Origin of the sequence: Streptococcus sp. 27098_8_113 (assembly GCF_041432545.1) — a bacterium.
GTDB lineage: Bacteria > Bacillota > Bacilli > Lactobacillales > Streptococcaceae > Streptococcus.
Map to the genome: position 1 here is coordinate 1 of NZ_JAPVZU010000016.1, position 26,244 is coordinate 26,244.

Sequence of the window (26,244 nt, forward strand, 5' to 3'; positions counted from 1 at the left end):
GCGCGTGATTGAAATCTTCCGTTATCTGACAGATCTTTACCAAGAAGCTATGGATGTGACAGATGAAGAAGGCGACGATGTGACCAACGATATCTTCGTTGGTGCTAAGGCAGACCTTGAAAAGACGATCTGGATGTTGACAGCTGAACTTGGCCAAGCACCAGGTTTGTAAAATGATGTTTAAAGAGGCTGGGACAAAAGTCCTAGCCTCTCAATTTTCTTTGGATTGTCGAGCAAGACGCAGTGGTTGAGTGGGCTCTACTACGCTGATTTCATCAGCTTTTACAGCCCTACTCAACTGTGCGGAGGTGGGACTACGAAATCGAATTCTAACGAATTACCGATTTCTGTCCCACTCTCTGTTTTTTCTTAAGGATTGTTTAAGCTTCTTCCCTTATACTAAGATTATCAAATGAAGACCTCCTAACTTTGTTTGATAGAACTCCTAAACTTTTCTTTTTCATAATAATCTCCTGAAAAGGCAGCCTTTGTGGCTGTCTTTTCTGTTTTGTCATCTTGAAAACTTTGCTAAAATCTGATAAAATATAGCTCATGAAAACACTCTATGATGTGCAGCAATTTCTTAAAAATTTCGGGATCATTATCTATATGGGCAAGCGTCTTTATGATATTGAGATGATGAAAATTGAGTTGGAGCGGATTTACGATGCTGGCCTGATGGATAAGCTTGATTATCTGGAGGCTGAGGCGGTCCTGCGCAGAGAGCATCAAGTAGAGTTGAAGTATTTAGAAGATAAAGGGAGAAACTAGAATGGGAATTTGGACTTTATGGGCAATCTTGCTGGGAATGTTGGCTTGGATGGGCTTCAATTATTTCCGTATTCGTCGTGCAGCTAAGGTAGTAGATAATAGTGAGTTTGAAGGCTTGATTCGTCAGGGGCAATTGATTGACCTGCGTGATCCATCGGATTTCCATCGCAAGCATATCTTGGGGGCGCGCAATATTCCGTCTCAACAGCTTAAGTCTAGTATCAATGCACTTCGCAAAGACAAACCAGTTCTTCTATATGAAAACAGCCGTGGGCAACGTGTGACTAATGCGGCAATCTACTTGAAGAAGCAAGGTTTTAATGATATTTATATCCTGTCTTACGGTCTTGATTCATGGAGTGGCAAGGTAAAGACAAGCTGATTCTTTGTAGAAATATATACAAAGCTAACTACTTATAATTTAATTGGTCTGATTTTGGGCAATTCTCATTAAAAAGAAACTCAATTAGATTATAAAACAGAAAGAATTCTTAATATCGTCGGTATTGTCATTTCTGTCATCAACTGGATTGCAGGATTTCTTCTGACTATGAATGGATTTATGTAATAAATAATAAAAAGGCTTGAATAAGCCTTTTTGTTTTACCAAGTTTGTTCCAAATAGCCTTTGATAATCTCGAGTTCGGAAGGATTCAGCGGTCGATAACTGCCTTCTGTTAGATTGGGATCCAGCTGAAAATCACCGAAATGAGTGCGTTTGAGATAGGTGACCTTGACACCAACTGCTAGAAACATTTTCTTGACCTGATGAAATTTCCCTTCAGAAATGTTAACTGAGGCGGTGGAGTGCTCGAAGCTAGTCGAGTGAATCTGAAGTTGAGCGGGTTTGCAACGAGTGCCATCCAGGAAAACAATGCCTTGCTGAAAAGCAACTATGGCTTCTTGGTCAAGAGGACCGTTGACTTCGACATAGTAGGTCTTTGCGATATGGTATTGTGGATGGAGGAGCTGAAATCCCAGTGGCCCATTATCTGTGATCAGAAGCAGACCTCGTGTATCACGATCCAAACGGCCGATGGCGTAAAGCTGGTCGTTAAAATCTTCTGGGGCAATTAGATCTATGACAGTCATCTTATCCGAGTCAGAATTGGCAGTGACAGCACCGGCGGGCTTGTTCATCAGAAAATAATGTTGGGCTAGGTGGTTTAAAGGTTTACCAGCTAGGCTAATGGACTGGAGGCCACTATCGACATTTTGACTGAGGGAGCGAGCTGCTTGACCGTCAATTACAATCTGCCTTAGTCGCAGTTTTTGTTTCATCTCTTTCCGGCTAATCTTAGCTAGGGCTAAGAATTTATCAAGGCGCATGAGTTTTCCTTTCAACGGTTTGGATCGATTCTTTTTTCTTTTTATCATACACTTTCGGAAGTAAAATTGCAAAAATAGCTACAGTTTACGATTTACCTATGAAAACATTTACACTTGGTTAGCCCGTGTTTTTTGGAAAAAACTGTGTTATAATTTTTAGTTGGAAATAAATAATAAGATTTAGAGGAAATCATGACAAAATTAAGAGAAGATATCCGTAACATTGCGATTATCGCCCACGTTGACCATGGGAAAACAACCCTCGTTGACGAATTATTGAAACAATCTGAAACTCTTGATGCACGTACTGAATTGGCAGAACGTGCTATGGACTCAAACGATATCGAAAAAGAGCGCGGTATTACGATCCTTGCTAAAAATACAGCTGTTGCTTACAACGGAACTCGTATCAACATCATGGACACGCCAGGACACGCGGACTTCGGTGGAGAAGTTGAGCGTATCATGAAAATGGTTGACGGTGTTGTTTTGGTCGTAGATGCCTACGAAGGAACCATGCCACAAACTCGTTTCGTATTGAAAAAAGCCTTGGAACAAGATCTTGTACCTATCGTTGTGGTTAACAAAATTGATAAACCATCAGCTCGCCCAGCAGAAGTAGTGGACGAAGTATTGGAACTCTTCATTGAACTTGGTGCAGATGATGACCAGCTAGACTTCCCAGTTGTTTATGCTTCAGCGATTAACGGGACATCTTCATTGTCAGACGATCCAGCTGATCAAGAAAAAACAATGGCACCAATCTTTGATACCATCATCGACCATATCCCAGCTCCAGTGGACAACTCAGATGAGCCTTTGCAGTTCCAAGTTTCACTTTTGGACTACAATGACTTCGTAGGTCGTATCGGTATCGGACGTGTCTTCCGTGGTAGTGTGAAAGTTGGGGACCAAGTTACTCTTTCTAAACTAGACGGCACAACGAAGAACTTCCGTGTTACAAAACTTTTCGGTTTCTTTGGTTTAGAACGTCGTGAGATCCAAGAAGCTAAAGCGGGTGATTTGATTGCCGTTTCAGGTATGGAAGATATCTTCGTTGGTGAAACTATTACTCCGACAGACGCAGTTGAAGCTCTTCCAATCCTACACATCGATGAACCAACGCTCCAAATGACCTTCTTGGTGAATAACTCACCATTTGCTGGTCGTGAGGGTAAATGGGTAACGTCTCGTAAGGTGGAAGAACGTTTGCAGGCTGAGCTACAAACAGACGTTTCCCTTCGTGTTGACCCAACTGATTCACCAGATAAGTGGACCGTTTCAGGTCGTGGAGAATTGCACTTGTCAATCCTGATCGAAACCATGCGTCGTGAGGGATATGAGCTTCAAGTATCTCGTCCAGAAGTTATTGTAAAAGAAATCGACGGTGTTAAATGTGAGCCGTTTGAGCGTGTCCAAATCGACACTCCAGAAGAATACCAAGGATCTGTAATCCAAAGTCTTTCTGAACGTAAGGGTGAAATGTTGGATATGATTTCAACTGGAAATGGTCAAACTCGTTTGGTCTTCCTTGTTCCAGCGCGTGGTTTGATCGGATACTCAACTGAGTTCTTGTCAATGACGCGTGGTTACGGTATCATGAACCATACCTTCGACCAATACTTGCCACTCATCCCAGGTGAAATTGGTGGACGTCACCGTGGTGCCCTTGTTTCTATCGATGCTGGTAAGGCTACAACATACTCTATCATGTCTATCGAAGAACGTGGTACTATCTTTGTTAACCCAGGTACTGAGGTTTACGAAGGAATGATCATCGGTGAAAACTCTCGTGAAAACGACTTGACTGTTAATATCACCAAGGCCAAACAAATGACCAACGTTCGTTCAGCTACTAAGGACCAAACAGCTGTTATCAAGACACCTCGTATCTTGACCCTTGAAGAGTCACTTGAGTTCTTGAACGACGATGAATACATGGAAGTAACACCTGAGTCTATCCGTTTGCGTAAACAAATCTTGAACAAGCAAGAACGCGAAAAAGCTAATAAAAATAAGAAAAAACAAGCAGCGGAATAAATCATTTAGTTGACTGATGGTAGAAAGGAGCAGCATGATTTACCTGATTATTGGAATATTAATCCTGCTTTTCTATGTATTTGCCATTCCAACTAGTATTAAGGGGACGTTGAATGTCTTGACATTCGTACTCTTGCTGGTTGCCTTGATCATTTTGTTTGCTTTAGCAATTTTTCAAATTTTTAAATTACCTGGAGAATTATTTGTGAGTATCTTTTTGATTATTATTACAGTGTGGGCCTTGATGGACATTGAGCGTCTGGTACCATCTCAGAAATCAAAAGAACTTTAAACCCATAAACTATAAGGAAGGAATTAGGATTTCAAAGGTCGTGTAGACTTTCGGTAGCCTAATTCCTTTTGTTTATCTAAAGCGAAATTCTTCGATAGTGATTTTATCTGAGTAAAAACAAATACAGATACGGATATTTTTTCATTTAGCGAGAGCCTAATTCTTTTGAATTCTGTTGATAATCAGTGAGCAGGTCAGGCTTGATAAGACACTAGCAATCAAATGTTATAGATAGTTATCACCTGTATAAATAGATTTTTCAAAGATTTCAAATAGAATAATATTTCTTCTTATTTATTAAAAGCGGCTAACAGTTAAAATAAAAGCCTGATATGACTTTTTTATTTTCGCAAAAAAAGGTAAAATAGAAGGTAGTATGAATGAAGAGGTACATGATGAAGACTATTTCAAAATTTGCCAATAAGAAAGTTTTGGTGTTGGGTTTAGCTAAATCAGGGGAGTCAGCTGCCCGTCTTTTGGATAAATTGGGAGCGATTGTGACGGTTAATGATGGGAAACCTTTCGAGGAAAATCCAGCTGCCCAATCTTTACTTGAAGAAGGAATTAAGGTCGTGACAGGTGGTCATCCATTGGAGTTATTGGATGAAGATTTTGAATGGATGGTGAAAAATCCGGGCATTCCTTACAATAATCCTATGGTTATGAGGGCTTTGGAAAAGAAGATTCCTGTTATTACTGAAGTGGAGCTAGCCTATCTGATTTCGGATGCACCGATTATTGGGATTACTGGTTCCAATGGGAAAACGACTACGACAACCATGATTGCGGAAGTGCTAACAGCAGGTGGTCAAAATGGTCTTTTGTCTGGGAATATCGGATTTCCAGCTAGTCAAGTCGCTCAAGATGCGGGTAAAACAGACACTTTGGTCATGGAACTTTCTTCCTTCCAACTAATGGGAATCGAAGCCTTCCATCCAGAAATAGCGGTGATTACCAATCTGATGCCGACACATCTGGACTATCACGGCTCTTTTGAGGAATATGTGGCAGCCAAGTGGAATATCCAAAAAAATATGACGGCTTCTGACTATGTCGTTTTGAATTTCAATCAAGATTTGGCGAAAGAATTGGCTAAGAAAACGGCAGCCCAGGTGATTCCTTTTTCAACCCAAGAACAAGTCGATGGAGCCTACTTGGACGGCGATGTGCTGACCTTCCGTGGGGAAGCCATTATGAAAGCTTCTGAACTAGGCGTGCCTGGTAGCCATAATGTAGAAAATGCTCTAGCAACCATTGCTGTCGCCAAACTGCGCGGGATTGACAATCAAGTTATTAAAGAAACTCTGGCTCATTTTGGTGGTGTCAAGCATCGTCTCCAGTATGTGGGCGAAATCAATCAAGTCAAATTTTACAATGACAGTAAATCAACTAATATTTTAGCGACACAAAAAGCTTTGTCAGGCTTTGACAATAGCAAGGTCATTTTGATTGCTGGTGGTCTGGATCGTGGCAATGAATTTGATGAATTGGTGCCAGATATCAAGGGCTTGAAAAAGATGGTGATTCTGGGAGAATCGGCTGCGCGTGTTAAGCGGGCTGCGGATCAGGCAGAAGTAAGCTATCTGGACGCTTCAGATATCAGAGATGCTACTCGCAAAGCCTTTTCTGTGGCGGAGCCTGGGGATGTTGTCCTTCTCAGTCCGGCCAATGCTAGCTGGGATATGTATAAGAATTTTGAAGTGCGGGGCGATGAATTCCTTGCAGTATTTAAAGAATTAAAGGGATAAAATGAAAAAAATAGTATTTACAGGCGGAGGGACAGTTGGTCATGTTACCCTCAATCTTTTGCTGATACCTAAATTTATCGAAGAGGGCTGGGAAGTCCATTATATTGGTGACCGCCATGGGATTGAGTACAAGGAAATTCAAAAATCAGGTCTACCTATTGTTTTCCATTCGATTGCAACTGGCAAGCTCCGTCGCTATTTTTCTTGGCAGAATCTTTGGGATGTTTTTAAAGTGGCAGGCGGCATTCTCCAGTCGCTGGGTATCATGTTAAAAGTCCGTCCCAAAGCTCTATTTTCAAAAGGAGGCTTTGTGTCTGTTCCGCCAGTGATAGCGGCAAAGGTGACAGGCATTCCAGTCTTTATCCATGAGTCTGATTTGTCGCTTGGTTTGGCCAATAAAATTGGTTATAAATGCGCGACAAAGATGTTCACGACTTTTGAACAAGCAGAAGGACTGAGCAAGGCTGAACATGTTGGAGCGGTGACCAAGATTGCGGCCCTCCCTCAAACAGAACCAGCTGAGATTGAGAAAATTAAGGCCCATTTCACAGAAGGAAAACCTACCTTGCTCTTTGTTGGTGGCTCAGGAGGAGCGAAAGTCTTCAATGATTTTATTACCAAAAATAAGGATCGCTTGATTGAAAAATACAATATTATCAATCTGACGGGCGATGCTAGCTTGGATGAGCTTTCCCATCGCATTTACCGAGTGTCCTATGTGACAGATCTATATCAGCCACTAATGGCTATGGCAGATGTCGTCGTGACACGAGGTGGTTCCAATACGATTTTTGAATTACTGGCTATGAAGAAGTTGCAAGTGATTGTACCTTTGGGGCTTGGGGCAAGTCGAGGAGATCAGATTGAAAATGCCAATTACTTCTTGGAAAAAGGCTATGCGCTTAAAATCAATGAAGAAAACTTGAATCGGGTCAATCTCCAAGTAGCAGTGGATGATTTACTAAGAGAAAAGGATGCTTACTATCAACGAATGGAAAAAGCACCTGAATTAACATCAGTAGATGAATTTTATGAAATTTTGAAGCAAGATATTAACAAAGGGAAAAAATGAAAAAAAGTAAGGAAGATAAGCAAGAGACTGCTCAACTTTCTCTTTCTGAATGGCAAGTCAGAAACAAAGAGTATCTTGAGAAAAAAGCTCAAGAAAAGGCAAAAAAGCAAGCTGAGTTAGAGAAAAAAAGAGCTGAACTAGAGCAGAAAAAAGAAGAAATGAAGGCGGAACTGGAAAATCAGGAGCCTTCTAACGAAGAAGATACTGTCTCCGAAGAAATTGACACAGACTCTCCTACAAGTGAGGAAGAAGATGCAGTTCAAGATTCTGAAAGTGAATCTGAAGTTGAGGAGCAAGAGGAAGTCCAAAAACAAGAAGAAGAGCAAGAGGAAGAAGTAGAGCAGCTTGAGTTTTCAAAAGTTCCAATTGAGAAAATTCATTGGTATCGAGCTTTGCCAGTTTTAGTGACAAGCTCCCTAGTTTTTTTAGCTTCCCTTTATTTTCTCACACCGCTTGCAACTATGAAGACCATTGAATTTACTGGGAACAAGGTTGTGAGTCAGGAAGAACTAAGAAGCAGTAGCAAAATCGATCAGCGCGATTATACTGTTACTGTTTACAAAAATCGCCATCATTACGAGCAAAATCTGAAAGCTTCTAGCCCCTGGATTGAAAATGTAGAAATGACTTATCAATTCCCACTGACTTTCAAAATCGATGTTCAGGAATATGGCATTTTAGGTTATTTGCAGAAAGATTCTAAGTATTATCCCATTTTAACGAGTGGAGAATACGTAAAAAATGAGGTTGCGGCTGATGCCTTGCCGGAAGAGCGGATGGATGTGACCTTTTCGGATGCAGGCTTGATCAAGGAATTCGTTCAACAACTGAAGAATGTTCCCGATTCAGTCAAAAAGAGCATTAGAAAAGTTGATTTAACTCCTAGCAAGGTGACAGAAGATTTAGTGACTATTACCATGTCTGATGAACACCAAATTTTAGTTCCTATTTCTCATATTGCTAAGAAACTTCCTTACTATGAAGGAATTCATCCTCAGTTGGAAGTGCCAAGTGTAGTTGATATGGAGGCTGGTATTTTTAGCTATGCCCAAGGCACAGAAAATGAAGCTATCCATGAAGCTAGCAACGATGCGCAAGATACAGAATCTTCAACTCAACATGCAGAGCAATCTACCGAGCATTCTGCTCAATCTCAGGCAGAAAAGCCAGAGATTTCTGAAAATAACTAATTATTATAGATAAAAAACTGCGCCAATTTCGTATTTTTATGATATAATAAAGTTTGGATAACCCTATTTTCTAGAGTTATTTGTATTAGAATGGAAACGTGGAAGACAGAGAGGACTGATGTAATGGCTAGAGATGGCTTTTTTACTGGATTAGATATAGGAAGTAGCACAATTAAAGTGTTGGTGGCAGAGCACATCAACGGTGAAATGAATGTTATTGGAGTCAGCAATGCAAAGAGTGCTGGCGTTAAAGATGGGATTATTGTCGATATTGAAGCAGCAGCAGCAGCTATTAAGTCAGCAATTTCTCAAGCAGAGGAAAAAGCGGGGATTTCAATTGGACTAGTGAATGTTGGCTTGCCTGCAAATCTATTGCAAATTGAGCCAACTCAAGGAATGATTCCTGTGACTAGTGACTCCAAAGAAATTACCGATGAAGATGTCGAGAGCGTTGTAAGATCTGCCTTGACCAAGAGCATGACTCCTGACCGTGAAGTAATTACCTTCATTCCAGAAGAGTTTGTTGTTGATGGCTTCCAAGGAATCCGTGATCCTCGTGGTATGATGGGGATTCGCCTAGAAATGCGTGGCCTACTCTACACTGGTCCTCGTACAATCCTGCATAATCTCCGTAAGACAGTAGAGCGTGCAGGAGTGAAATTGGAAAATATTATCATTTCTCCTTTAGCGATGACAAAATCCATCCTGAACGAAGGAGAACGGGAGTTTGGTGCGACAGTCATTGATATGGGTGGCGGACAAACTACAGTTGCTTCTGTAAAAAATCAAGAATTACAGTTTACCAATATCTATCAAGAAGGCGGGGACTATGTCACAAAAGACATTTCAAAAGTCTTGAAAACTTCTCAGAAATTGGCAGAAAGCTTGAAATTTAACTATGGTGTAGCTTATGTACCATTTGCAGGCACAGAATCTTTCCCAGTTGAAGTCATCGGGGAAGTTAATCCAGTTGAAATAACAGAAACCTATCTAGCTGAAATCATCTCTGCTCGTATCAAACATGTTTTTGAACAAATCAAGCAAGATTTAGATAGAAGACACGTGTTAGATCTTCCTGGTGGTATCGTTATCGTTGGTGGTGGAGCGATCTTACCTGGCGTTGTAGAATTAGCTCAGGAAGTATTTGGTGTTCACACTAAATTATATGTACCAAATCAAATCGGTATCCGTAATCCAGCTTTTGCTCACGTGATTAGTCTTTCAGAGTATGCGGGCAATCTGACCGAAGTGGATCGAATTGCACAAGCTGCTGTTCGTGGAGACGAGCAGTTACGTCATCAAGCAACTAGCTTTGAACGTCCAAGTCATAGAGTACCTCGCTTTGATCATCAGCCGGTTGAACCAGTTCAACCAGTTCAAGAGGTGGAACCAGAAATTGCACCGCTTAGAAATGAAGTACCACAAGAGGAACCAAAAGCTAGTTTTACAGATAAGATGCGCAATTTAATTGGTAATATGTTTGAGTAAGGAGAATAAATAGATTATGACATTTTCATTTGATGCGGCTGCTGCACAAGGCGCAGTCATTAAAGTAATTGGTGTCGGTGGTGGCGGCGGAAACGCTATTAACCGAATGATCGATGAAGGTCTTGCTGGCGTAGAATTTATCGCAGCAAATACAGATGTGCAAGCACTTAGCAGTGCAAAAGCAGAAACAGTTATCCAGCTTGGTCCTAAGTTGACTCGTGGTCTGGGTGCTGGAGGTCAACCTGAGGTTGGTCGTAAAGCAGCTGAAGAAAGCGAAGAAGTTTTGACAGAAGCCCTTCAAGGAGCAGACATGGTCTTTATCACTGCTGGTATGGGTGGTGGCTCTGGTACAGGTGCTGCACCAGTTATTGCTCGCATTGCTAAATCAGTAGGCGCCTTAACTGTAGCAGTTGTAACTCGTCCATTTGGCTTTGAAGGAAGCAAGCGTGGTAATTTTGCCGTTGAAGGAATCAATGAACTGCGTGAACATGTAGATACTCTTTTGATTATTTCAAACAACAACCTTTTGGAAATTGTTGACAAGAAAACTCCGCTTCTGGAAGCCTTGAGTGAAGCTGATAACGTATTGCGCCAAGGGGTTCAGGGTATTACTGATTTGATTACTAGCCCTGGCTTGATTAACCTTGACTTTGCAGACGTGAAGACTGTTATGGAAAACAAGGGTAATGCTTTGATGGGTATCGGTATCGGAAGCGGTGAAGAACGTGTTATTGAAGCAGCTCGCAAAGCTATCTACTCTCCACTTCTTGAGACAACTATTGACGGTGCAGAAGACGTGATCGTCAACGTTACTGGTGGCCTAGATATGACTTTGATTGAAGCGGAAGAAGCTTCTGAAATCGTTAATCAGGCAGCTGGTCATGGTGTCAACATCTGGCTCGGTACTTCTATTGATGAATCTATGAAGGATGAAATCCGTGTGACTGTTGTTGCAACAGGTGTTAAAGAGGATAAGGTTGATAAGGTAAGTGGATTGCAAGGCGTTAAACATGCGAGCCGAGCTGAGCAAGTACGCTCAGCACAATCATCTGCTCATTATGATCGAAACTTTGATATGGCAGAAACAAGAGAAATGCCAGCTCCTTCTCATCGCTCAACTGTAGAAACTTCTAGAGCTTCAGCCTTTGGAGACTGGGATTTACGTCGTGAATCAATCGTTCGTCAAGCAGAACCTGTGCCATCTAGCCGTGTAGAGCGCTTTACAGATATTAAGGAAGAAGATGACGAACTTGAAACACCGCCATTCTTTAGAAATCGCTAATTAAATGGATTTTCAAGCAAATAAAGATTTAATTTTTCAAAATGTTGCTCAAATGGTTGAAAAAGAAAATCGATTGAAGGACTCCGTAAACATTATTGCGGTTACCAAGTATGTTGACTGTGAAACAGCGAAAAAATTCGTGGATACAGGAATCAAACATATTGGAGAAAATCGAGTAGATAAGTTTCTTGAAAAATATCATGCTTTAAAGGAAGAAAACCTTACCTGGCATTTGATTGGTAGTTTGCAGAGAAGAAAAGTGAAAGATGTGATCAACTATGTTGATTATTTCCATGCTTTAGACTCTGTCAAATTGGCTCAAGAAATCAACAAGCGAGCAGATCATGTGATTAATTGTTTCTTGCAAGTGAATATTTCAAAAGAAGAAAGCAAGCACGGTTTTTTAGTTGAAGAACTTGATAGTGTTTTACCAGAGCTTGTAGCCTTAGAAAATATTTGCATTGTTGGCCTGATGACCATGGCTCCACTCGAAGCTGATCATCAAGAGCTGAATCAGATTTTTTCAGAGGCACATCAGCTTCAACAAAACTTACAAAGCAAACAGTTAAAAAACATGCCCTTTTCTGATTTGAGTATGGGAATGAGCCGTGATTATCCAGAAGCGATTGCCAACGGCTCAACCTATGTCAGAATCGGAACAGCATTTTTTAAATAGGAAAGAACTATGTCATTTAAAGATAAATTTGATAAATTTATAGAATACTTTACAGAAGATGGGGAGAAGTCTGACTTACCAGTACAGCCTTCAGATGAATCTGATTCTGTTTTGAAGCCTGCAGAGATCGAGCCAGTTCCGGCTGCATCGGCAAAGGAAAACGCACGTACTCGTTCAGCTTCTTCACAAGTCCAACAAAAGCCTGCAACGGAAAATATTACTAGATTGCATGCTCGCCAACAAGAACTGGCTCAGCATCGAGTGAAATCTAGTGAGAAGGTTACGATTGATGTTCGCTATCCGAAAAAATATGAGGAAGCAACAGAGGTTGTTGATTTACTTGTGGCGAATGAGAGTATCTTAATTGATTTTCAATATATGACAGAGGTACAAGCAAGACGTTGCTTGGATTATCTTGATGGGGCGCGCTATGTTTTGGCTGGGAACTTGAGAAAAGTTGCTAGTACCATGTACTTACTCACTCCAATCAATGTTGTTGTCAATGTAGAAGATATTCGCCTTCCAAACGATGTGGATCTGAGTGAATACGATTTTGATATGAAACGCAGCAGATAATTAATGATTTACTTTATTTTAAAATTAGTTTCTAATCTAATTGATCTTTACTCCCTTCTCGTCTTCGTCTATGCACTCTTGTCTTGGTTCCCTGGAGCTTACCAAACAGCCCTAGGAAGGCTTGTCGGTTCTCTGGTTGAACCATTTTTGCGTTTGTTCCGCAGGTTACCCTTGCAGTTTGGTAGATTAGACTTTACTGTTCTGGCGGCACTTTTTGCCTTGAGAGTGCTTGATACCTTATTTCTACACTTCCTCGCTTCCTTGTTATTGCTATGGTAAACAATATCTATCAGCATTATTCTCAGGATGATCAAGATTTTCTGGATAAAAGCATGGAATTGCTTCAAAGAGTAGAAAATCAATATAGCTATGAGACGACTGCTTTTTTGAATCCTCATCAGGTCAATATTCTCAAAAATTTGAGTAAGCAATATGATGTGCAAGTATTTGCTAGTTCAGATTATTTTCCAAGCGAGTTTGCTAAAGTGTTGATTGCACCTAGCTATTACCAATTAGAACTCGAAGATTTCGATGTGGTCTTGCTAGAGATTACCTATGCAAGTAAGTTCTATAAGGTGACTCATTCACAAATTATGGGAACCCTTTTGCATCAGCTAGGGATTGAGAGGCGGACGTTTGGCGATATTATCGTCGTGGATGACCGTGCACAGGTATTTGTGGATAGAAGATTAGAAGAATATTTCATTACGAATGTTTCTAAAATAGCTAAAGTTCCAGTTCGGCTAAGAAGAGTTGATTTCAGAGAGCAGCTACAAGAGTCACCGGCGACTAAAACAACAGATGTTCTGGTCTCTAGTCTCAGATTGGATAAGCTGGTAGCGATAGTGTTTAAGTTATCACGCAGTCAAGCTGTGGAACTAATCATGGGGAAGCAGGTAAAGCAGAACTACAGAACCATTGATAATCCTAGTCACCAGCTCTCTCTGGGAGATTTGATTAGCGTTAGGAAATATGGAAGATTTAAGATTTTAACAGAAAATGGTTTTTCCAAAAATGGGAAGCATAAACTAACAGTTGAATTATTACCTAGCAAATAAGGAGGAAATATGGCACTAACATCATTAGATATTAGAGATAAAGCTTTTTCGACCAAATTTAGAGGGTATGATATTGATGAAGTTGAAGAATTTCTTGATATCATTGTCAATGATTATGAGGAACTAATCCGCGAGAATCATGAGAAAGAAGCAAAAATCCGCAATCTTGAAGAGCGCCTAATTTATTTTGATGAAATGAAAGACTCGCTCAGCCAATCTGTTTTGATTGCACAAGATACAGCAGAGCGGGTCAAACAGGCAGCACAAGAGCGTTCAGGAAATATTGTGCAGCAAGCAGAGCAAGATGCGCAACGTTTATTAGATAGAGCTAAGTATAAGGCAAATGACATTCTTCGTCAGGCTACAGATAATGCTAAAAGAGTAGCTGTTGAGACAGAAGAATTAAAAAATAAAACGCGTGTCTTCCATCAGCGCCTCAAATCGACGATTGAAAGTCAACTAAGTATTGTTGACTCTCCAGATTGGGAAGATATCCTTCGCCCGACTGCTACCTATCTTCAAACCAGTGATGAAGCCTTTAAAATGGTAGTTGAAGAAGCGCTTGGAGAAAAAGTCGAGCTAGAGGAAGAAGTGGATGTTACGCGCCAATTCTCACCTGAAGAATTAGCTGAATTGCAAGAACGAATTGAGCAAGCAAATCGAGATTTGGCAGAAACACAGACTCTTCAGACTATAGATGAAGAGCTGATCCAAGCACAACAGAAAGAAATTTTAGAATCTGGAGAACTTTCAGATTTGGATGAAGATTCTAAAGTTCAAGTGGATCTTTTATAAGTGCAGAAACACAAGGCAAATAAAATATTTTCAGCGAGCAGGTGGTGGTGAAAGACCTGTAATCCCTTTTGTTTGACTTATCATTCTGCTTCATCGTTTCTGAAGCGAGTAAGAAACGACGTCGGCCTACGTTACAGGCTAAGAGGGACAGGTTTTTTCCTGTCTAAACAAAGGTGGTACCACGAATTTTCGTCCTTTCGGAGAAGTTTGTGGTTTTTTATTTTGAAAATTATGATGGAATAAGGAGACTAAATGAAACTCAAAGAAACCCTGAATCTTGGGAAAACTGCATTTCCAATGCGTGCTGGCTTGCCAAATAAAGAACCAGTTTGGCAAAAAGAATGGGAAGAAGCAAAACTTTACCAACGTCGTCAAGAATTGAACCAAGGAAAACCGCATTTCACCTTGCATGATGGACCTCCATATGCAAACGGAAATATCCACGTTGGACACGCTATGAACAAGATTTCTAAAGATATTATTGTTCGTTCAAAATCGATGGCTGGCTACTATGCGCCTTACATCCCAGGCTGGGATACACATGGTCTGCCAATCGAGCAGGTCTTGGCAAAACAGGGTGTTAAACGCAAAGAAATGGACTTGGTTGAGTACTTGAAACTTTGCCGTGAGTATGCTCTTTCTCAAGTTGATAAACAACGTGAAGACTTTAAACGCTTGGGTGTTTCTGGTGACTGGGAAAACCCTTATGTGACCTTAACTCCAGACTATGAAGCGGCTCAAATCCGCGTCTTCGGTGAAATGGCTAAAAAAGGCTATATCTACCGTGGTGCTAAGCCAGTTTACTGGTCATGGTCATCTGAGTCAGCCCTTGCTGAAGCGGAAGTTGAATACCATGACTTGCTTTCAACTTCCCTTTATTATGCCAATCCAGTTAAAGATGGGAAAGGTGTTCTAGATACAGACACCTATATCGTTGTCTGGACAACCACGCCATTTACCATCACAGCTTCTCGTGGCTTGACGGTTGGAGCGGATATTGACTACGTGGTCGTACAACCAGCTGGTGAAACTCGTAAGTTTGTGGTTGCTTCAGAATTGTTGAACAGTTTGTCTGAGAAATTTGGTTGGGCTGATGTACAAGTCTTAGCAACTTACCGTGGACAAGAATTGAACCATATCGTAACAGCCCACCCATGGGATACGGCTGTAGATGAGCTGGTGATCCTTGGTGACCACGTTACGACTGACTCTGGTACAGGTATCGTCCATACAGCTCCTGGTTTTGGTGAGGATGACTACAATGTCGGTGTTGCCAACGGTCTTGAAGTTGCTGTAACAGTTAATGAACGCGGGATTATGATGGAAAATGCTGGTCCTGACTTTGCAGGTCAATTTTATGACAAGGTAGTTCCAACTGTTATCGAAAAACTTGGTAATCTACTCCTTGCGCAAGAAGAAATCTCTCACTCTTACCCATTTGACTGGCGTACGAAAAAACCAATCATCTGGCGTGCAGTGCCACAATGGTTTGCTTCTGTATCTAAATTCCGCCAAGAAATCTTGGACGAAATTGAAAAAGTGAAGTTCCACTCAGAATGGGGTAAAGTGCGCCTTTACAACATGATTCGTGACCGTGGCGATTGGGTCATCTCTCGCCAACGTGCTTGGGGAGTTCCCCTTCCTATCTTCTATGCTGAAGATGGTACACCTATCATGACAGCTGAGACCATTGAACACGTGGCTCAACTCTTTGAAGAGCACGGCTCTATTGTCTGGTGGGAACGTGATGCCAAAGACCTCTTGCCTGAAGGATTTACCCATCCAGGTTCACCAAATGGCGAGTTCAAGAAAGAAACGGATATCATGGATGTTTGGTTCGACTCAGGTTCATCATGGAATGGAGTTGTGGTAAACCGTCCAGAACTCAAATACCCAGCAGACCTTTACCTAGAAGGTTCTGACCAATACCGTGGTTGGTTCAACTCTTCACTCATCACATCAGTTGCCAACCATGGCGTAGCACCATACAAACAAATCTTGTCACAAGGATTTGCCCTTGACGGTAAAGGTGAGAAAATGTCTAAATCTCTTGGAAATACCATTGCTCCAAGCGATGTTGAAAAACAATTCGGTGCTGAAATCTTGCGTCTCTGGGTAACAAGTGTTGACTCAAGCAACGACGTGCGTATCTCTATGGATATCTTGAGCCAAGTCTCTGAAACTTACCGTAAGATCCGTAACACTCTTCGTTTCTTGATTGCCAATACCTCTGACTTTAACCCAGCGCAGGATGCAGTAGCTTACGATGAGCTTCGTTCAGTTGATAAGTACATGACTATTCGCTTTAACCAGCTTGTTAAGACGATTCGTGATGCTTATGCCAACTTTGAATTCTTGACAATCTACAAGGCCTTGGTGAACTTTATCAACGTTGACTTGTCAGCCTTCTATCTTGACTTCGCTAAAGACGTTGTCTACATCGAAGGTGCCAAATCACTCGAACGTCGTCAAATGCAGACTGTCTTCTATGACATTCTTGTCAAAATCACCAAACTCTTGACACCAATCCTGCCTCATACAGCAGAGGAAATCTGGTCATATCTTGAGCATGAAGCAGAAGATTTCGTTCAATTGTCAGAATTGCCAGAAGCTCAAACATTTGCTAATCAAGAAGAAATCTTGGATACCTGGGCAGCCTTCATGGACTTCCGTGGACAAGCTCAAAAAGCTCTGGAAGAAGCTCGTAATGCCAAGGTGATCGGTAAATCGCTTGAAGCACACTTGACAGTTTATCCAAATGAAGTGGTGAAAACTCTTCTCGGAGCAGTGGATAGCAATGTAGCTCAACTTTTGATCGTGTCAGAATTGACCATTGCTGAAGGATCAGCCCCAGAAGACGCAGTTAGCTTTGAGGATGTTGCCTTTACAGTTGAACGTGCTGCAGGTGAAGTATGTGACCGTTGCCGTCGTATCGATCCAACTACTGCAGACCGTAGCTATCATGCAGTTATCTGTGACCACTGTGCAAGCATCGTAGAAGAAAACTTTGCGGATGCAGTTGCAGAAGGATTTGAAGAAAAATAATCCAGTCTAACATGAATAGGTTTGACTGATAGCCAGTAGAAAAAGTTCCGTCTCAACTGAGGCGGGCTTTTTACTTGAGAACGAAGGAATTCAGCTTCCTTGTGAAAGCTGAAAAAATAAGTTCAAACTCTTGACAGGCTAGTATAAGTTATTTATGATAGTAGTAAAGATTAGAAGGAATGAGGAAAGATAATGACCCATCCAGTTTTTGGAGTTCATGAGGAAAATGTCGAGTATGTGACACGCTATGGAGTTTACGCAGTGATTCCGGATGAAAAGAAAGAAAATATTATTTTAGTACAAGCTCCTAATGGCGCTTGGTTTCTTCCTGGAGGACAAATGGAAGAAGGCGAGGATCAGTTGGCTACTCTCGAGCGGGAATTGCTGGAAGAGCTTGGCTTTAGCGTTCAAGTAGGAGATTACTTTGGTCAAGCGGACGAATATTTTTATTCACGCCATCGGGACACGCATTTTTATAACCCCGCCTATATTTACGAAGCCCTTTCTTATCAAGAAGTAGAAAAGCCACTGGAAGACTTTAATAATCTAGCATGGTTTCCTGTCGAACTTGCAATAGAAAAATTGAAACGTGGCAGCCATAAATGGGGAATTGAGCAGTGGAAGCGCGAATATCAGAATAACTAACCTGCTATATGTAAAATGATATAAATTACAGGTAATCGTTCACAATTCCTGAAAAACGTGTTATAATAATAGCGACGATTTAAGGTAGGAGGCAAATGAATGAAGCTTATAAATACGACGAATACCCACGCAGAATTAGTAAAAAATCAGTTGGAAAGCACAGATGCAACGCTGGTAGAGGTTTATTCTGCAGGCAATAGTGATGTTATTTTCACAGAGGCCCCTAGCCATTACGAAATTCTCATTTCAAATAAGCATCGCGCAATCAGAGAGCAAGAAATTGAAAAAATTAGAGAATTCTTTTTGAAACGAAAAATTGACCAAAAGAATATTGACGCCTCTGCCATTCGGACGATCTATGCTAATAGTCTGATTGAGATTTCAATCCCGATTAAAGGATAATGACTTGTTTACGGGTTTAAACAGTTTTACATTCTCAATTGTATTCTTTGCTTCCTGATGGAGGTAATAGCAAAATCACTTGAAAGACTCCGCTTTTCAGCTCTTGCTTTCAGGTGATTTTTTATTTGTCTGATTTAGATTTTAAATTGTGTGATCTTTTCTGACTAGCCAAATTCTTCGAACTTAATAATGTTTCCATTTTTATTCTTTCTTTTATGAAATCACCTTTATTTTATGATAAATTATGGTAAAATAACTTGGAGGAGAGTAAAGATGTTTCATAAAAGTAAGTTAATGTTTTGGACCAGTGAAGTCTTGCTGCTGACGATTATCTTTTTCATCTGGCGGCAGATGGGAGATATGATTACGCCAGTGGTGAGCGTTATCAATACGATTTTAATTCCTTTTGTTATGGGAGGATTTCTCTACTATATTACAAATCCTCTGGTGACACTGCTCGAAAAAAAGTTGAAAATCAATCGGATTTTCGGGATTTTAATCACTCTTTTCCTGCTGTTTGGTCTAGTGACAATAGGAGTAATCTACCTCTTGCCAATCTTGATTAACCAGCTGTCCAGCTTGATCAACTCGACACAAAATCTCTATTGGGAAATTCAGAGTTTTGTCAATCAATTATCCAAAAATCCTTTATTTAAGAGTTTAAATATTCAGTCTACTATCCAGCAACTCAACCTGTCCTATGTAGATATTCTGCAAAATATTTTAAATAGTGTTACCAATAGTCTGGGTAGCGTAGTGTCTGCTGTCATCAATACCCTCATGATTCTCATCATGACGCCGATTTTTTTGGTCTACTTCCTGATGGATGGGCACAAGCTTTTGCCTATGCTGGAGCGGACCGTTCTCAAGCGCGATAAGCTCAATATATCCGGTCTCTTGACCAATCTCAATGCGACGGTTGCCCGTTATATCAGTGGTATTTCGATTGATGCCTTGCTGATTGGGACCTTGGCTTATATTGGTTACAGTGTTATTGGACTCAAGTATGCCTTAGTCTTTGCCATTTTCTCGGCTTTGGCCAACTTGATCCCTTATGTGGGCCCTAGTATCGGCTTGATTCCTATGTTGATTACCTACTTTTTTACCGACCCGCATAAAATGCTGGCAGCCTTGATCTATATGTTGATTATCCAGCAGATTGATGGAAATATCCTTTATCCTCGTATTGTTGGGAGCGTTATGAAAGTGCATCCCATTACGATTATGGTTCTCTTGCTTCTATCTAGTAATATTTATGGTATTATGGGCATGATTGTAGCGATTCCGACCTACTCCATCCTCAAGGAAATCGTGAAATTCCTGGCCAACCTTTATGATAATCACAAAGAAGCTCAGCAGCAAAAGAAGAATGAAGAATTTGGTATTATAAAAAAATAGGAGAAAGCTCGCCTTTCTCTTTTTTACTGCATTTTTTATGGTCTATCATTGGATATTTATGCTAAAATAATAGTAATAGCATAAAGGAGGTATCGTTATGGTAACACGTCGTAAATTTTCTCCGCAAGAAATAAGAAAAGATTCTTCTTATTTTTCGCCCTTGAAGACCATTGTAGAGACAGCCTTTTATGAGAATCAGGTGCAGGCAATCAAGACCGTAGAAGAGGCCTATCAACTGGCCTCGGTAGCTGCTGGAACGGTTGTGCTGGACATGCCGGTGATTCATACTAAGGAGCTGGGACTTCCTTCTTATGCCCGCGTTTTATTAACTAACTCGGGGGCTGTTGTCGGCCGAACTGCCAAGGCTAGACGAATTTATGGCAGAGATCGTCAGGAAGATGAGCACTTGCTGTTTCTAGTTCGTAGTGCTGTTTATCAGGCACATCAGAGGACCTTTTATAAGGCAGATGCAGTCGTGGGGCTGGATGAGGACTTCATGGTTTGCGCCCACATGATGGTGCCTCAGGAAGAAATCAACAATCTCTATTCTTGGCTCTTGAATTTCCAGATTTTGGATGAGGAATTTAAGAACCGCCTACGAGCTTCTAAAAAGTACGAAGAAAACGATATCTTTGTCTTTTTTGATCCCAAGTGGAAGCATCCAGACTATCCTGAAGGTTTGGTTTACTTTGATACCAATCATAATTGCGCCGTTATTCTGGGCTTAAATTATTTCGGAGAGCTGAAAAAGGCGACCTTGACCTTGGCTTGGGGGACGGCTGCCAGAAATGGCTATGTGGCCTGCCACGGGGGCTTGAAAATTTTCAAGCAAAATACGGACAAAGAGGACTATGTTGCATCTTTCTTTGGACTGTCGGGTTCAGGAAAATCTACATTGACGCATGCTAAACATGACCATAAATATGACATCAAGGTTCTCCATGACGATGCCTTCATTATCTCGGTCAAGGATGGCTCCTCTATTGCCCTCGAACCGTCTTATTTTGACAAGACCAATGACTACCCTACGGGTCACAGTGAGCAGGATTTCTTTGTCACCGTGCAGAACTGTGGAGTGATGCTGGATGAAAATGGGCGGAAAAAGCTAGTAACAGAGGACATCCGTAACGGGAATGGACGGACTGTCAAATCGCGCTTTGCGACTCCAAATCGAGTAGACAGAATTGATGAGCCCATCAACGCTATCTTCTGGATTATGAAGGATGATTCTCTGCCGCCACTGGTTAAGATCAATGATCCGTTGATGGCTTCTACAATGGGCTGCACCCTGATGACCAAGCGTTCCAATGCCGAGAATGTCACTGGCTTGCACGAAGACTTGGTTATTGAGCCTTATGCCAATCCTTTCCGGGTCTATCCACTGGTGGAAGATTATCGGAAATTCCGTCGTTTGTTTGAGTCAGGGGTCGCTTGCTACATTATCAATACTGGCTTTTATATGGGCAAAGGTATCCCAAAGGAAGTATCTTTAGATATTATCGAGCAGATTGTAGAGGGAAGGGCTCAATTTAAGCCTTTTGGTCCTTTGGAAGGTTTTGAATACTTGGATTATAAGGGCTATGCTGTTCCAAACTTTGACGACAAGTACAGACAGCTCATTCGTGAAAGAATGCAGGTTCGTTTAAACTTCCTGCTGGCCTTCAATCAGAAATATCCCAAGACAGCCCTGCCTGTCGGAGCTATTTCTCGGCTAGAAAAAGTCCTGCAGGATTTGGAGAATTAAGATGCAAAACGCTTTCCGATAAATCCTTGTGCACGAATCTTAAAAATATGTTATAATCAAGGTTGATCATAATTTTTAGGAGAAGAATCCATGGAAGACCCTGGCAGTCAGAGTATTTTATTGCAAGCAATACTGCTATTCGTTTTAACCTTACTAAATGCCTTTTTCTCAGCTTCTGAGATGGCGATGGTGTCACTCAATCGAGCTCGCGTCGAGCAAAAAGCCGAGGAAGGCGATGCCAAATATATTCGTTTATTAAAAGTTCTTGAAAGTCCCAATAACTTTCTGTCGACGATTCAGGTCGGTATTACCGTCATTAATATCCTGTCGGGGGCAAGCTTTGCGGATAATTTAGGGAAAATCTTTGCTTCTTGGATGGGTGATTCCAAGACGGCGCATGCAGTTGCTAGTTTCTTGGCTCTTGCCCTCCTTACCTATATTTCTATTGTTTTAGGGGAGCTTTATCCTAAGAGAATCGCTATGAATCTTAAGGATAGTTTGGCTATTCGGACTGCACCAGTGATTATCTTCCTCGGGAAAATTGTCAGTCCTTTCGTCTGGTTGCTTTCAGCTTCTACCAATCTTCTCAGTCAGATGACGCCGATGAAGTTTGATGATGCGGATGAAAAAATGACCCGAGATGAGATTGAGTACATGCTGACCAATAGTGAGGAGACACTGGATGCAGATGAAATCGAAATGCTGCAGGGGATTTTCTCGCTGGATGAAATGGTGGCGCGTGAACTCATGGTGCCACGGACAGATGCCTTTATGGTTGATATTCAGGATGATACCAAGGAAATTATCCAAAGCATCCTCAAGCAGAATTTCTCGCGGATTCCTGTCTATGATGGCGACAAGGACAATGTAATCGGTTTGATTCACACCAAGCGCTTACTGAATGAAGCCTTCGCTAATGGATTCGACAATCTAAACCTCCGCAAGATTCTGCAAGAGCCGCTCTTTGTGCCTGAAACGATTTTTGTGGATGATTTGCTCAAATCTCTCCGGAATACCCAAAATCAAATGGCGATTCTGTTGGATGAGTATGGTGGTATGGCAGGTCTCGTGACGCTTGAAGACTTGCTAGAAGAAATCGTCGGTGAAATTGAAGATGAAACAGACAAGGTTGCTATCGAAGTTCATGAAATCGGTGAGAATACCTACATTGTTTTAGGAACGATGACCCTCAATGACTTTAATGAATATTTTGAAGTTGAAATCGATAGTGATGATGTGGATACTATTGCTGGTTATTATCTGACTGGTGTTGGAACCATTCCAAATCCAACAGAACGGCTCAGCTATGAAGTGGAAAGCCAGAATAAAAAAATGATTTTGACCAATGATAAGGTTAAAAATGGCCGTGTCACTAAGGTAAAAGTGGAAATATCTGAAATCATTGAAGAAGATGAAGAAGCTGAAAAATAATTCAGCTTCTTTTGTTTTAAGTTTTCCGCAAGATTTTTATAAGGAATGCTTAAGCTGAAAGTCTTATACTAGTCTCAACAAATAAGAAATGAGGGCAGTCCAATGACATATAAAGTAAAAGTAACCTATCAGAAATCATTCATTCGCTCCAAGTTAAACGAAGCATCCTAGCCAGTACTAGCAATAGAAGCAAGAAATAGATTCTCGTATCAACATTTCATAAATTTTTCATATCATCTCCTAAATATAAAAAACGTATAAAACTAAACAACAAACCAAAGAACAGGAAAACTCCTCTGCTCGCTAGATTTTAGCTGACAGAGGAGATTTTTTATGTTTGCTGAATCATCGACTTCATTCTTTCTGCCGAGTAGCAAAATCCACGAAGCGAAATTTATCTAATTTGTGTCGACTCTCTGTGTATTGAAATTGGCGACCGTCAGCTAGATAGACCTGAGATTTGATAGAAACGACATGCTGGTCTCGGCCGATGTCCATAAGGATCTGGTCTTGGTCACTAACATGATCGATGGTAATTTCTTTTCTGGCATAGGCAATGTTAAGCTTTAAGGTTTCTTCTAAGTAGGCATAGATAGAATGCTCTCCGATTTCTCTGGTCAGATCTGGCACCAAGCTTTTATCCAAATAGTCAATATCCAAGACAGAAGCAATGTTGTCGACCACTCGCTGCCGGACAATACGCCAAACCAAGCGGTACTCTGGAAAGTCGGTTGTTTTGGAGAGCTTTTTATCTACAGTGATTTTATCAAGGCTGATGACATTGGTCTTGGATTGAAGCTGATGCTGTGCCACTAATTCTTGATAACTGGTTAAGTTGGAAACAGGGAAGTCTAGTTGCTCCTGTTTGACGACTTTGGAGCCCTGCCCCCGCACTTTTTCGATCAGCCCCTCTTCTTGCAAGAGCGCTAAAGACTTGCGAACTGTATCCCGACTGACTTGGTAGATTTCCATCAGCTGATGTTCACTAGGTAAAAAATCTCCGAATTGGTATTTTTCGCCTAGAATATCTCTTTCAATTTGTTTGAATAATTGTTTGTATTTCTTCATAAATCCCTCACTTGTATTCTTTTTATCATACAACTATCAAAATTTTAGCAGAAATCTTCTATTTTTACAACAAACAAGTTGCATACAGGATTGTTATCGATTACAATTGAGTTTGTAAGCTAGTTAAGAAACTAGCGAGATCAAAATATAAGGAGAGTGCTGGATGATTTCCAGCCACAAGTCAAATGGGAAAATTTGAAAAGGAAGCTAAGGATTTGCTGAAGGCAATTGGCGGCAAAGAGAATGTTACAGCGGTCACTCACTGTGCGACTCGGATGCGTTTCGTACTTGGTGACGAAAAGAAAGCTAATGTTAAGGCCATTGAAGCCATTCCAGTCGTAAAAGGAACTTTTACTAATGCTGGGCAGTTCCAGGTCATCATTGGAAATGACGTACCGATTTTTTATAATGATTTCACAGCTGTATCAGGTATCGAGGGTGTTTCCAAAGAAGCAGCCAAGTCAGCAGCTAAGAGTAATCAAAATCCAGTTCAGCGGGTCATGACGACTCTAGCTGAAATCTTCACTCCAATCATTCCAGCCTTGATTGTCGGAGGATTGATCCTCGGCTTTCGGAATGTCCTTGAAGGCGTTCATTGGTCTATGTTGGATGGGAAAACCATCACAGAAGTGTCTCAATTCTGGGCTGGGATCAACCATTTCTTGTGGCTTCCGGGTGAAGCGATTTTCCAATTCTTACCAGTAGGAATCACTTGGTCTGTTTCTCGTAAGATGGGGACTAGCCAGATTCTGGGTATTGTTTTGGGGATCTGTTTGGTGTCACCGCAGCTGCTCAATGCTTACGCAGTGGCATCGACACCAGCAGCCGAAATTGCTAAGAATTGGGTTTGGGACTTTGGTTTCTTCACTGTTAATCGTATCGGTTACCAAGCGCAGGTCATTCCAGCTTTGCTAGCAGGACTTTCCTTGTCTTATCTAGAAATCTTCTGGCGGAAACATATTCCAGAAGTGGTTTCTATGATTTTTGTGCCTTTCTTATCATTGATTCCAGCCTTGATCTTGGCTCATACAGTCTTAGGTCCTATCGGTTGGACAATCGGTCAGGGACTTTCAACAGTCGTACTTGCAGGTTTGACTGGTCCTGTTAAATGGCTCTTTGGTGCTGTCTTTGGTGCCCTTTATGCTCCGTTTGTTATCACAGGTCTTCACCATATGACCAATGCGATTGATACTCAGTTGGTAGCGGATGCTGGTGGTACTGGTCTTTGGCCCATGATTGCTCTGTCCAATATTGCTCAAGGTTCAGCTGTTTTTGCTTATTACCTTATGAATCGTCATGATGAACGGGAAGCACAAATTTCCTTGCCGGCTACTATTTCGGCTTACCTTGGTGTCACTGAGCCAGCCTTCTTCGGGGTCAATGTCAAGTACATCTATCCGTTCGTTGCGGGGATGATTGGTTCATCTATTGCTGGTCTGCTCTCTGTAACCTTTAATATCACAGCCAATGCTATCGGGATTGGTGGCTTACCAGGTATTCTTTCTATCCAAGCAAAATATATGCTTCCATTTGCGGGGGTTATGCTTGTCGCAATCGTTGTACCAATGGCTTTGACCTTCTTCTTCCGCAAAGCAGGATTTTTCACAAAAACGGAAGACGATACAGAACTACAAGCAGAATTTGCAGCTCAAGAAGAAGCAGAATTCGCCCATCAAGAAACAAAGATTGTCGCACCAGTAGAAATCGTTAGTCCTCTTGCGGGTCAAGTAAAAGAACTCAGTCAGGCAACGGATCCAGTATTTTCATCAGGTGTGATAGGTCAAGGCTTAGTGATTGAGCCAAGTGAAGGTGAGTTGGTGTCACCTGTGAACGGTACGGTGACTGTTCTCTTCCCAACCAAACATGCCGTCGGAATCGTATCGGACGAGGGTGTGGAAATGCTTATGCATATCGGTATGGATACGGTCGGTCTAGACGGCAAGGGCTTTGAAGCCCATATTGAGCAAGGCGATCATGTGGCTATTGGACAAAAACTGATTAGTTTTGATATGGATGTCATCAAGGCTGCAGGGCTCGTGACAGAAACACCTATCATTATCACCAAACAGGATGCTTTTGTAGCAGATATAAGTGGAGAATATCCTAGCCATATCAAACGCGGTGATCAATTGATGACAGCAAAACGCATCTAGGAATAGTTAACTCATGGGATGGCGGCTCTGAGCCCCTCCCT

At 41.4% G+C, this 26,244-nt stretch carries 23 protein-coding genes, 2 pseudogenes and 1 other annotated feature; of the genes and pseudogenes, 23 read left to right on the forward strand and 2 right to left on the reverse strand.

From position 1 onward, the window contains the following. The 4 genes and pseudogenes from O3644_RS08765 to O3644_RS08780 form a co-directional block, all read left to right on the forward strand. A partial coding sequence (locus O3644_RS08765) for a ferritin-like domain-containing protein (protein ID WP_371595391.1) occupies positions 1-172 on the forward strand: 172 nt, incomplete at its 5' end. Positions 173-552: 380 nt separating this feature from the next. Continuing rightward, complete coding sequence (locus tag O3644_RS08770; protein WP_005590812.1) at positions 553-771, forward strand: YqgQ family protein; 219 nt, start codon at positions 553-555, stop codon at positions 769-771. A gap of 1 nt (position 772) precedes the next feature. Then, complete coding sequence (locus tag O3644_RS08775; protein WP_048764043.1) at positions 773-1,153, forward strand: rhodanese-like domain-containing protein; 381 nt, start codon at positions 773-775, stop codon at positions 1,151-1,153. Between the two features lie 39 nt (positions 1,154-1,192). Further along, positions 1,193-1,339: pseudogene (locus O3644_RS08780) on the forward strand (DUF4190 domain-containing protein); the annotation flags it as partial. Between the two features lie 35 nt (positions 1,340-1,374). Here the strand turns inward: O3644_RS08780 and O3644_RS08785 are convergent. Next, positions 1,375-2,100, reverse strand: coding sequence for a 16S rRNA pseudouridine(516) synthase (locus tag O3644_RS08785; RefSeq protein WP_371595511.1), 726 nt, complete (start codon positions 2,098-2,100; stop codon positions 1,375-1,377). A gap of 192 nt (positions 2,101-2,292) precedes the next feature. On the opposite strand from O3644_RS08785, the gene typA reads away from it, so the two are divergent. The 18 genes and pseudogenes from typA (at position 2,293) to O3644_RS08875 (ending at position 22,982) form a co-directional block, all read left to right on the forward strand. After that, on the forward strand, positions 2,293-4,140 hold the full coding sequence (gene typA / locus O3644_RS08790; RefSeq protein WP_005590809.1) for a translational GTPase TypA: 1,848 nt from the start codon (positions 2,293-2,295) through the stop codon (positions 4,138-4,140). A 34-nt stretch (positions 4,141-4,174) separates the two neighbouring features. After that, positions 4,175-4,432 (forward strand): DUF3165 family protein, encoded by a 258-nt coding sequence (locus O3644_RS08795; RefSeq protein ID WP_048764049.1) that lies wholly within the window; start codon positions 4,175-4,177, stop codon positions 4,430-4,432. 395 nt (positions 4,433-4,827) lie between these two features. Continuing rightward, positions 4,828-6,180, forward strand: coding sequence for a UDP-N-acetylmuramoyl-L-alanine--D-glutamate ligase (gene murD / locus O3644_RS08800; RefSeq protein WP_371595532.1), 1,353 nt, complete (start codon positions 4,828-4,830; stop codon positions 6,178-6,180). 1 nt (position 6,181) lies between these two features. Next, positions 6,182-7,252 carry a UDP-N-acetylglucosamine--N-acetylmuramyl-(pentapeptide) pyrophosphoryl-undecaprenol N-acetylglucosamine transferase gene (locus O3644_RS08805; protein WP_371595512.1) on the forward strand — a complete coding sequence of 357 codons (1,071 nt, stop codon included), beginning with the start codon at positions 6,182-6,184 and terminating at the stop codon, positions 7,250-7,252. Continuing rightward, complete coding sequence (locus O3644_RS08810; protein ID WP_371595513.1) at positions 7,249-8,442, forward strand: cell division protein FtsQ/DivIB; 1,194 nt, start codon at positions 7,249-7,251, stop codon at positions 8,440-8,442. Before O3644_RS08805 ends, O3644_RS08810 begins: the two co-directional genes overlap by 4 nt. A gap of 123 nt (positions 8,443-8,565) precedes the next feature. Beyond that, positions 8,566-9,930: a cell division protein FtsA gene (gene ftsA / locus O3644_RS08815; protein WP_048764060.1), complete on the forward strand. Its 1,365-nt coding sequence runs from the start codon at positions 8,566-8,568 to the stop codon at positions 9,928-9,930. A gap of 16 nt (positions 9,931-9,946) precedes the next feature. Then, on the forward strand, positions 9,947-11,212 hold the full coding sequence (gene ftsZ / locus O3644_RS08820; protein ID WP_371595514.1) for a cell division protein FtsZ: 1,266 nt from the start codon (positions 9,947-9,949) through the stop codon (positions 11,210-11,212). 4 nt (positions 11,213-11,216) lie between these two features. Further along, positions 11,217-11,888, forward strand: a complete 672-nt coding sequence (locus O3644_RS08825; RefSeq protein ID WP_371595515.1) for a YggS family pyridoxal phosphate-dependent enzyme — start codon at positions 11,217-11,219, stop codon at positions 11,886-11,888. A 204-nt stretch (positions 11,889-12,092) separates the two neighbouring features. Then, positions 12,093-12,464 (forward strand): annotated as a pseudogene (locus O3644_RS08830) (cell division protein SepF); the annotation flags it as partial. A gap of 3 nt (positions 12,465-12,467) precedes the next feature. Continuing rightward, positions 12,468-12,743 (forward strand): YggT family protein, encoded by a 276-nt coding sequence (locus O3644_RS08835; RefSeq protein WP_061422496.1) that lies wholly within the window; start codon positions 12,468-12,470, stop codon positions 12,741-12,743. Beyond that, entirely contained in the window at positions 12,737-13,522 is a 786-nt protein-coding gene (locus O3644_RS08840; protein WP_045499097.1) for an RNA-binding protein, read from the forward strand. Before O3644_RS08835 ends, O3644_RS08840 begins: the two co-directional genes overlap by 7 nt. A gap of 9 nt (positions 13,523-13,531) precedes the next feature. Further along, positions 13,532-14,317, forward strand: coding sequence for a DivIVA domain-containing protein (locus O3644_RS08845; RefSeq protein WP_048764070.1), 786 nt, complete (start codon positions 13,532-13,534; stop codon positions 14,315-14,317). After that, positions 14,314-14,517, forward strand: a binding site (T-box leader). It overlaps the preceding gene by 4 nt. A gap of 52 nt (positions 14,518-14,569) precedes the next feature. Further along, the gene (ileS, locus tag O3644_RS08850) at positions 14,570-17,362 is read left to right on the forward strand and encodes an isoleucine--tRNA ligase (protein WP_048764073.1); all 2,793 of its coding nucleotides are present in this window, start codon (positions 14,570-14,572) and stop codon (positions 17,360-17,362) included. A 192-nt stretch (positions 17,363-17,554) separates the two neighbouring features. Continuing rightward, the gene (locus O3644_RS08855; RefSeq protein ID WP_371595516.1) at positions 17,555-18,007 is read left to right on the forward strand and encodes an NUDIX domain-containing protein; all 453 of its coding nucleotides are present in this window, start codon (positions 17,555-17,557) and stop codon (positions 18,005-18,007) included. Between the two features lie 99 nt (positions 18,008-18,106). Beyond that, a complete protein-coding gene (locus O3644_RS08860) occupies positions 18,107-18,409 on the forward strand; it encodes a DUF1827 family protein (protein WP_005590795.1) in 303 nt (100 codons plus the stop codon). A gap of 273 nt (positions 18,410-18,682) precedes the next feature. Next, complete coding sequence (locus O3644_RS08865) at positions 18,683-19,807, forward strand: AI-2E family transporter (RefSeq protein WP_268731467.1); 1,125 nt, start codon at positions 18,683-18,685, stop codon at positions 19,805-19,807. A 97-nt stretch (positions 19,808-19,904) separates the two neighbouring features. Next, positions 19,905-21,551, forward strand: coding sequence for a phosphoenolpyruvate carboxykinase (ATP) (locus O3644_RS08870; protein WP_371595517.1), 1,647 nt, complete (start codon positions 19,905-19,907; stop codon positions 21,549-21,551). Between the two features lie 90 nt (positions 21,552-21,641). Next, on the forward strand, positions 21,642-22,982 hold the full coding sequence (locus O3644_RS08875; protein WP_371595518.1) for a hemolysin family protein: 1,341 nt from the start codon (positions 21,642-21,644) through the stop codon (positions 22,980-22,982). A gap of 354 nt (positions 22,983-23,336) precedes the next feature. Here O3644_RS08875 and treR read toward each other — a convergent pair whose 3' ends face one another. Then, positions 23,337-24,050: a trehalose operon repressor gene (gene treR / locus O3644_RS08880; RefSeq protein WP_371595519.1), complete on the reverse strand. Its 714-nt coding sequence runs from the start codon at positions 24,048-24,050 to the stop codon at positions 23,337-23,339. A gap of 185 nt (positions 24,051-24,235) precedes the next feature. Here treR and treP point away from each other — a divergent pair, with 185 nt between their 5' ends. Next, positions 24,236-26,203, forward strand: a complete 1,968-nt coding sequence (treP, locus tag O3644_RS08885; RefSeq protein WP_371595520.1) for a PTS system trehalose-specific EIIBC component — start codon at positions 24,236-24,238, stop codon at positions 26,201-26,203. Positions 26,204-26,244 lie beyond the last annotated feature (41 nt).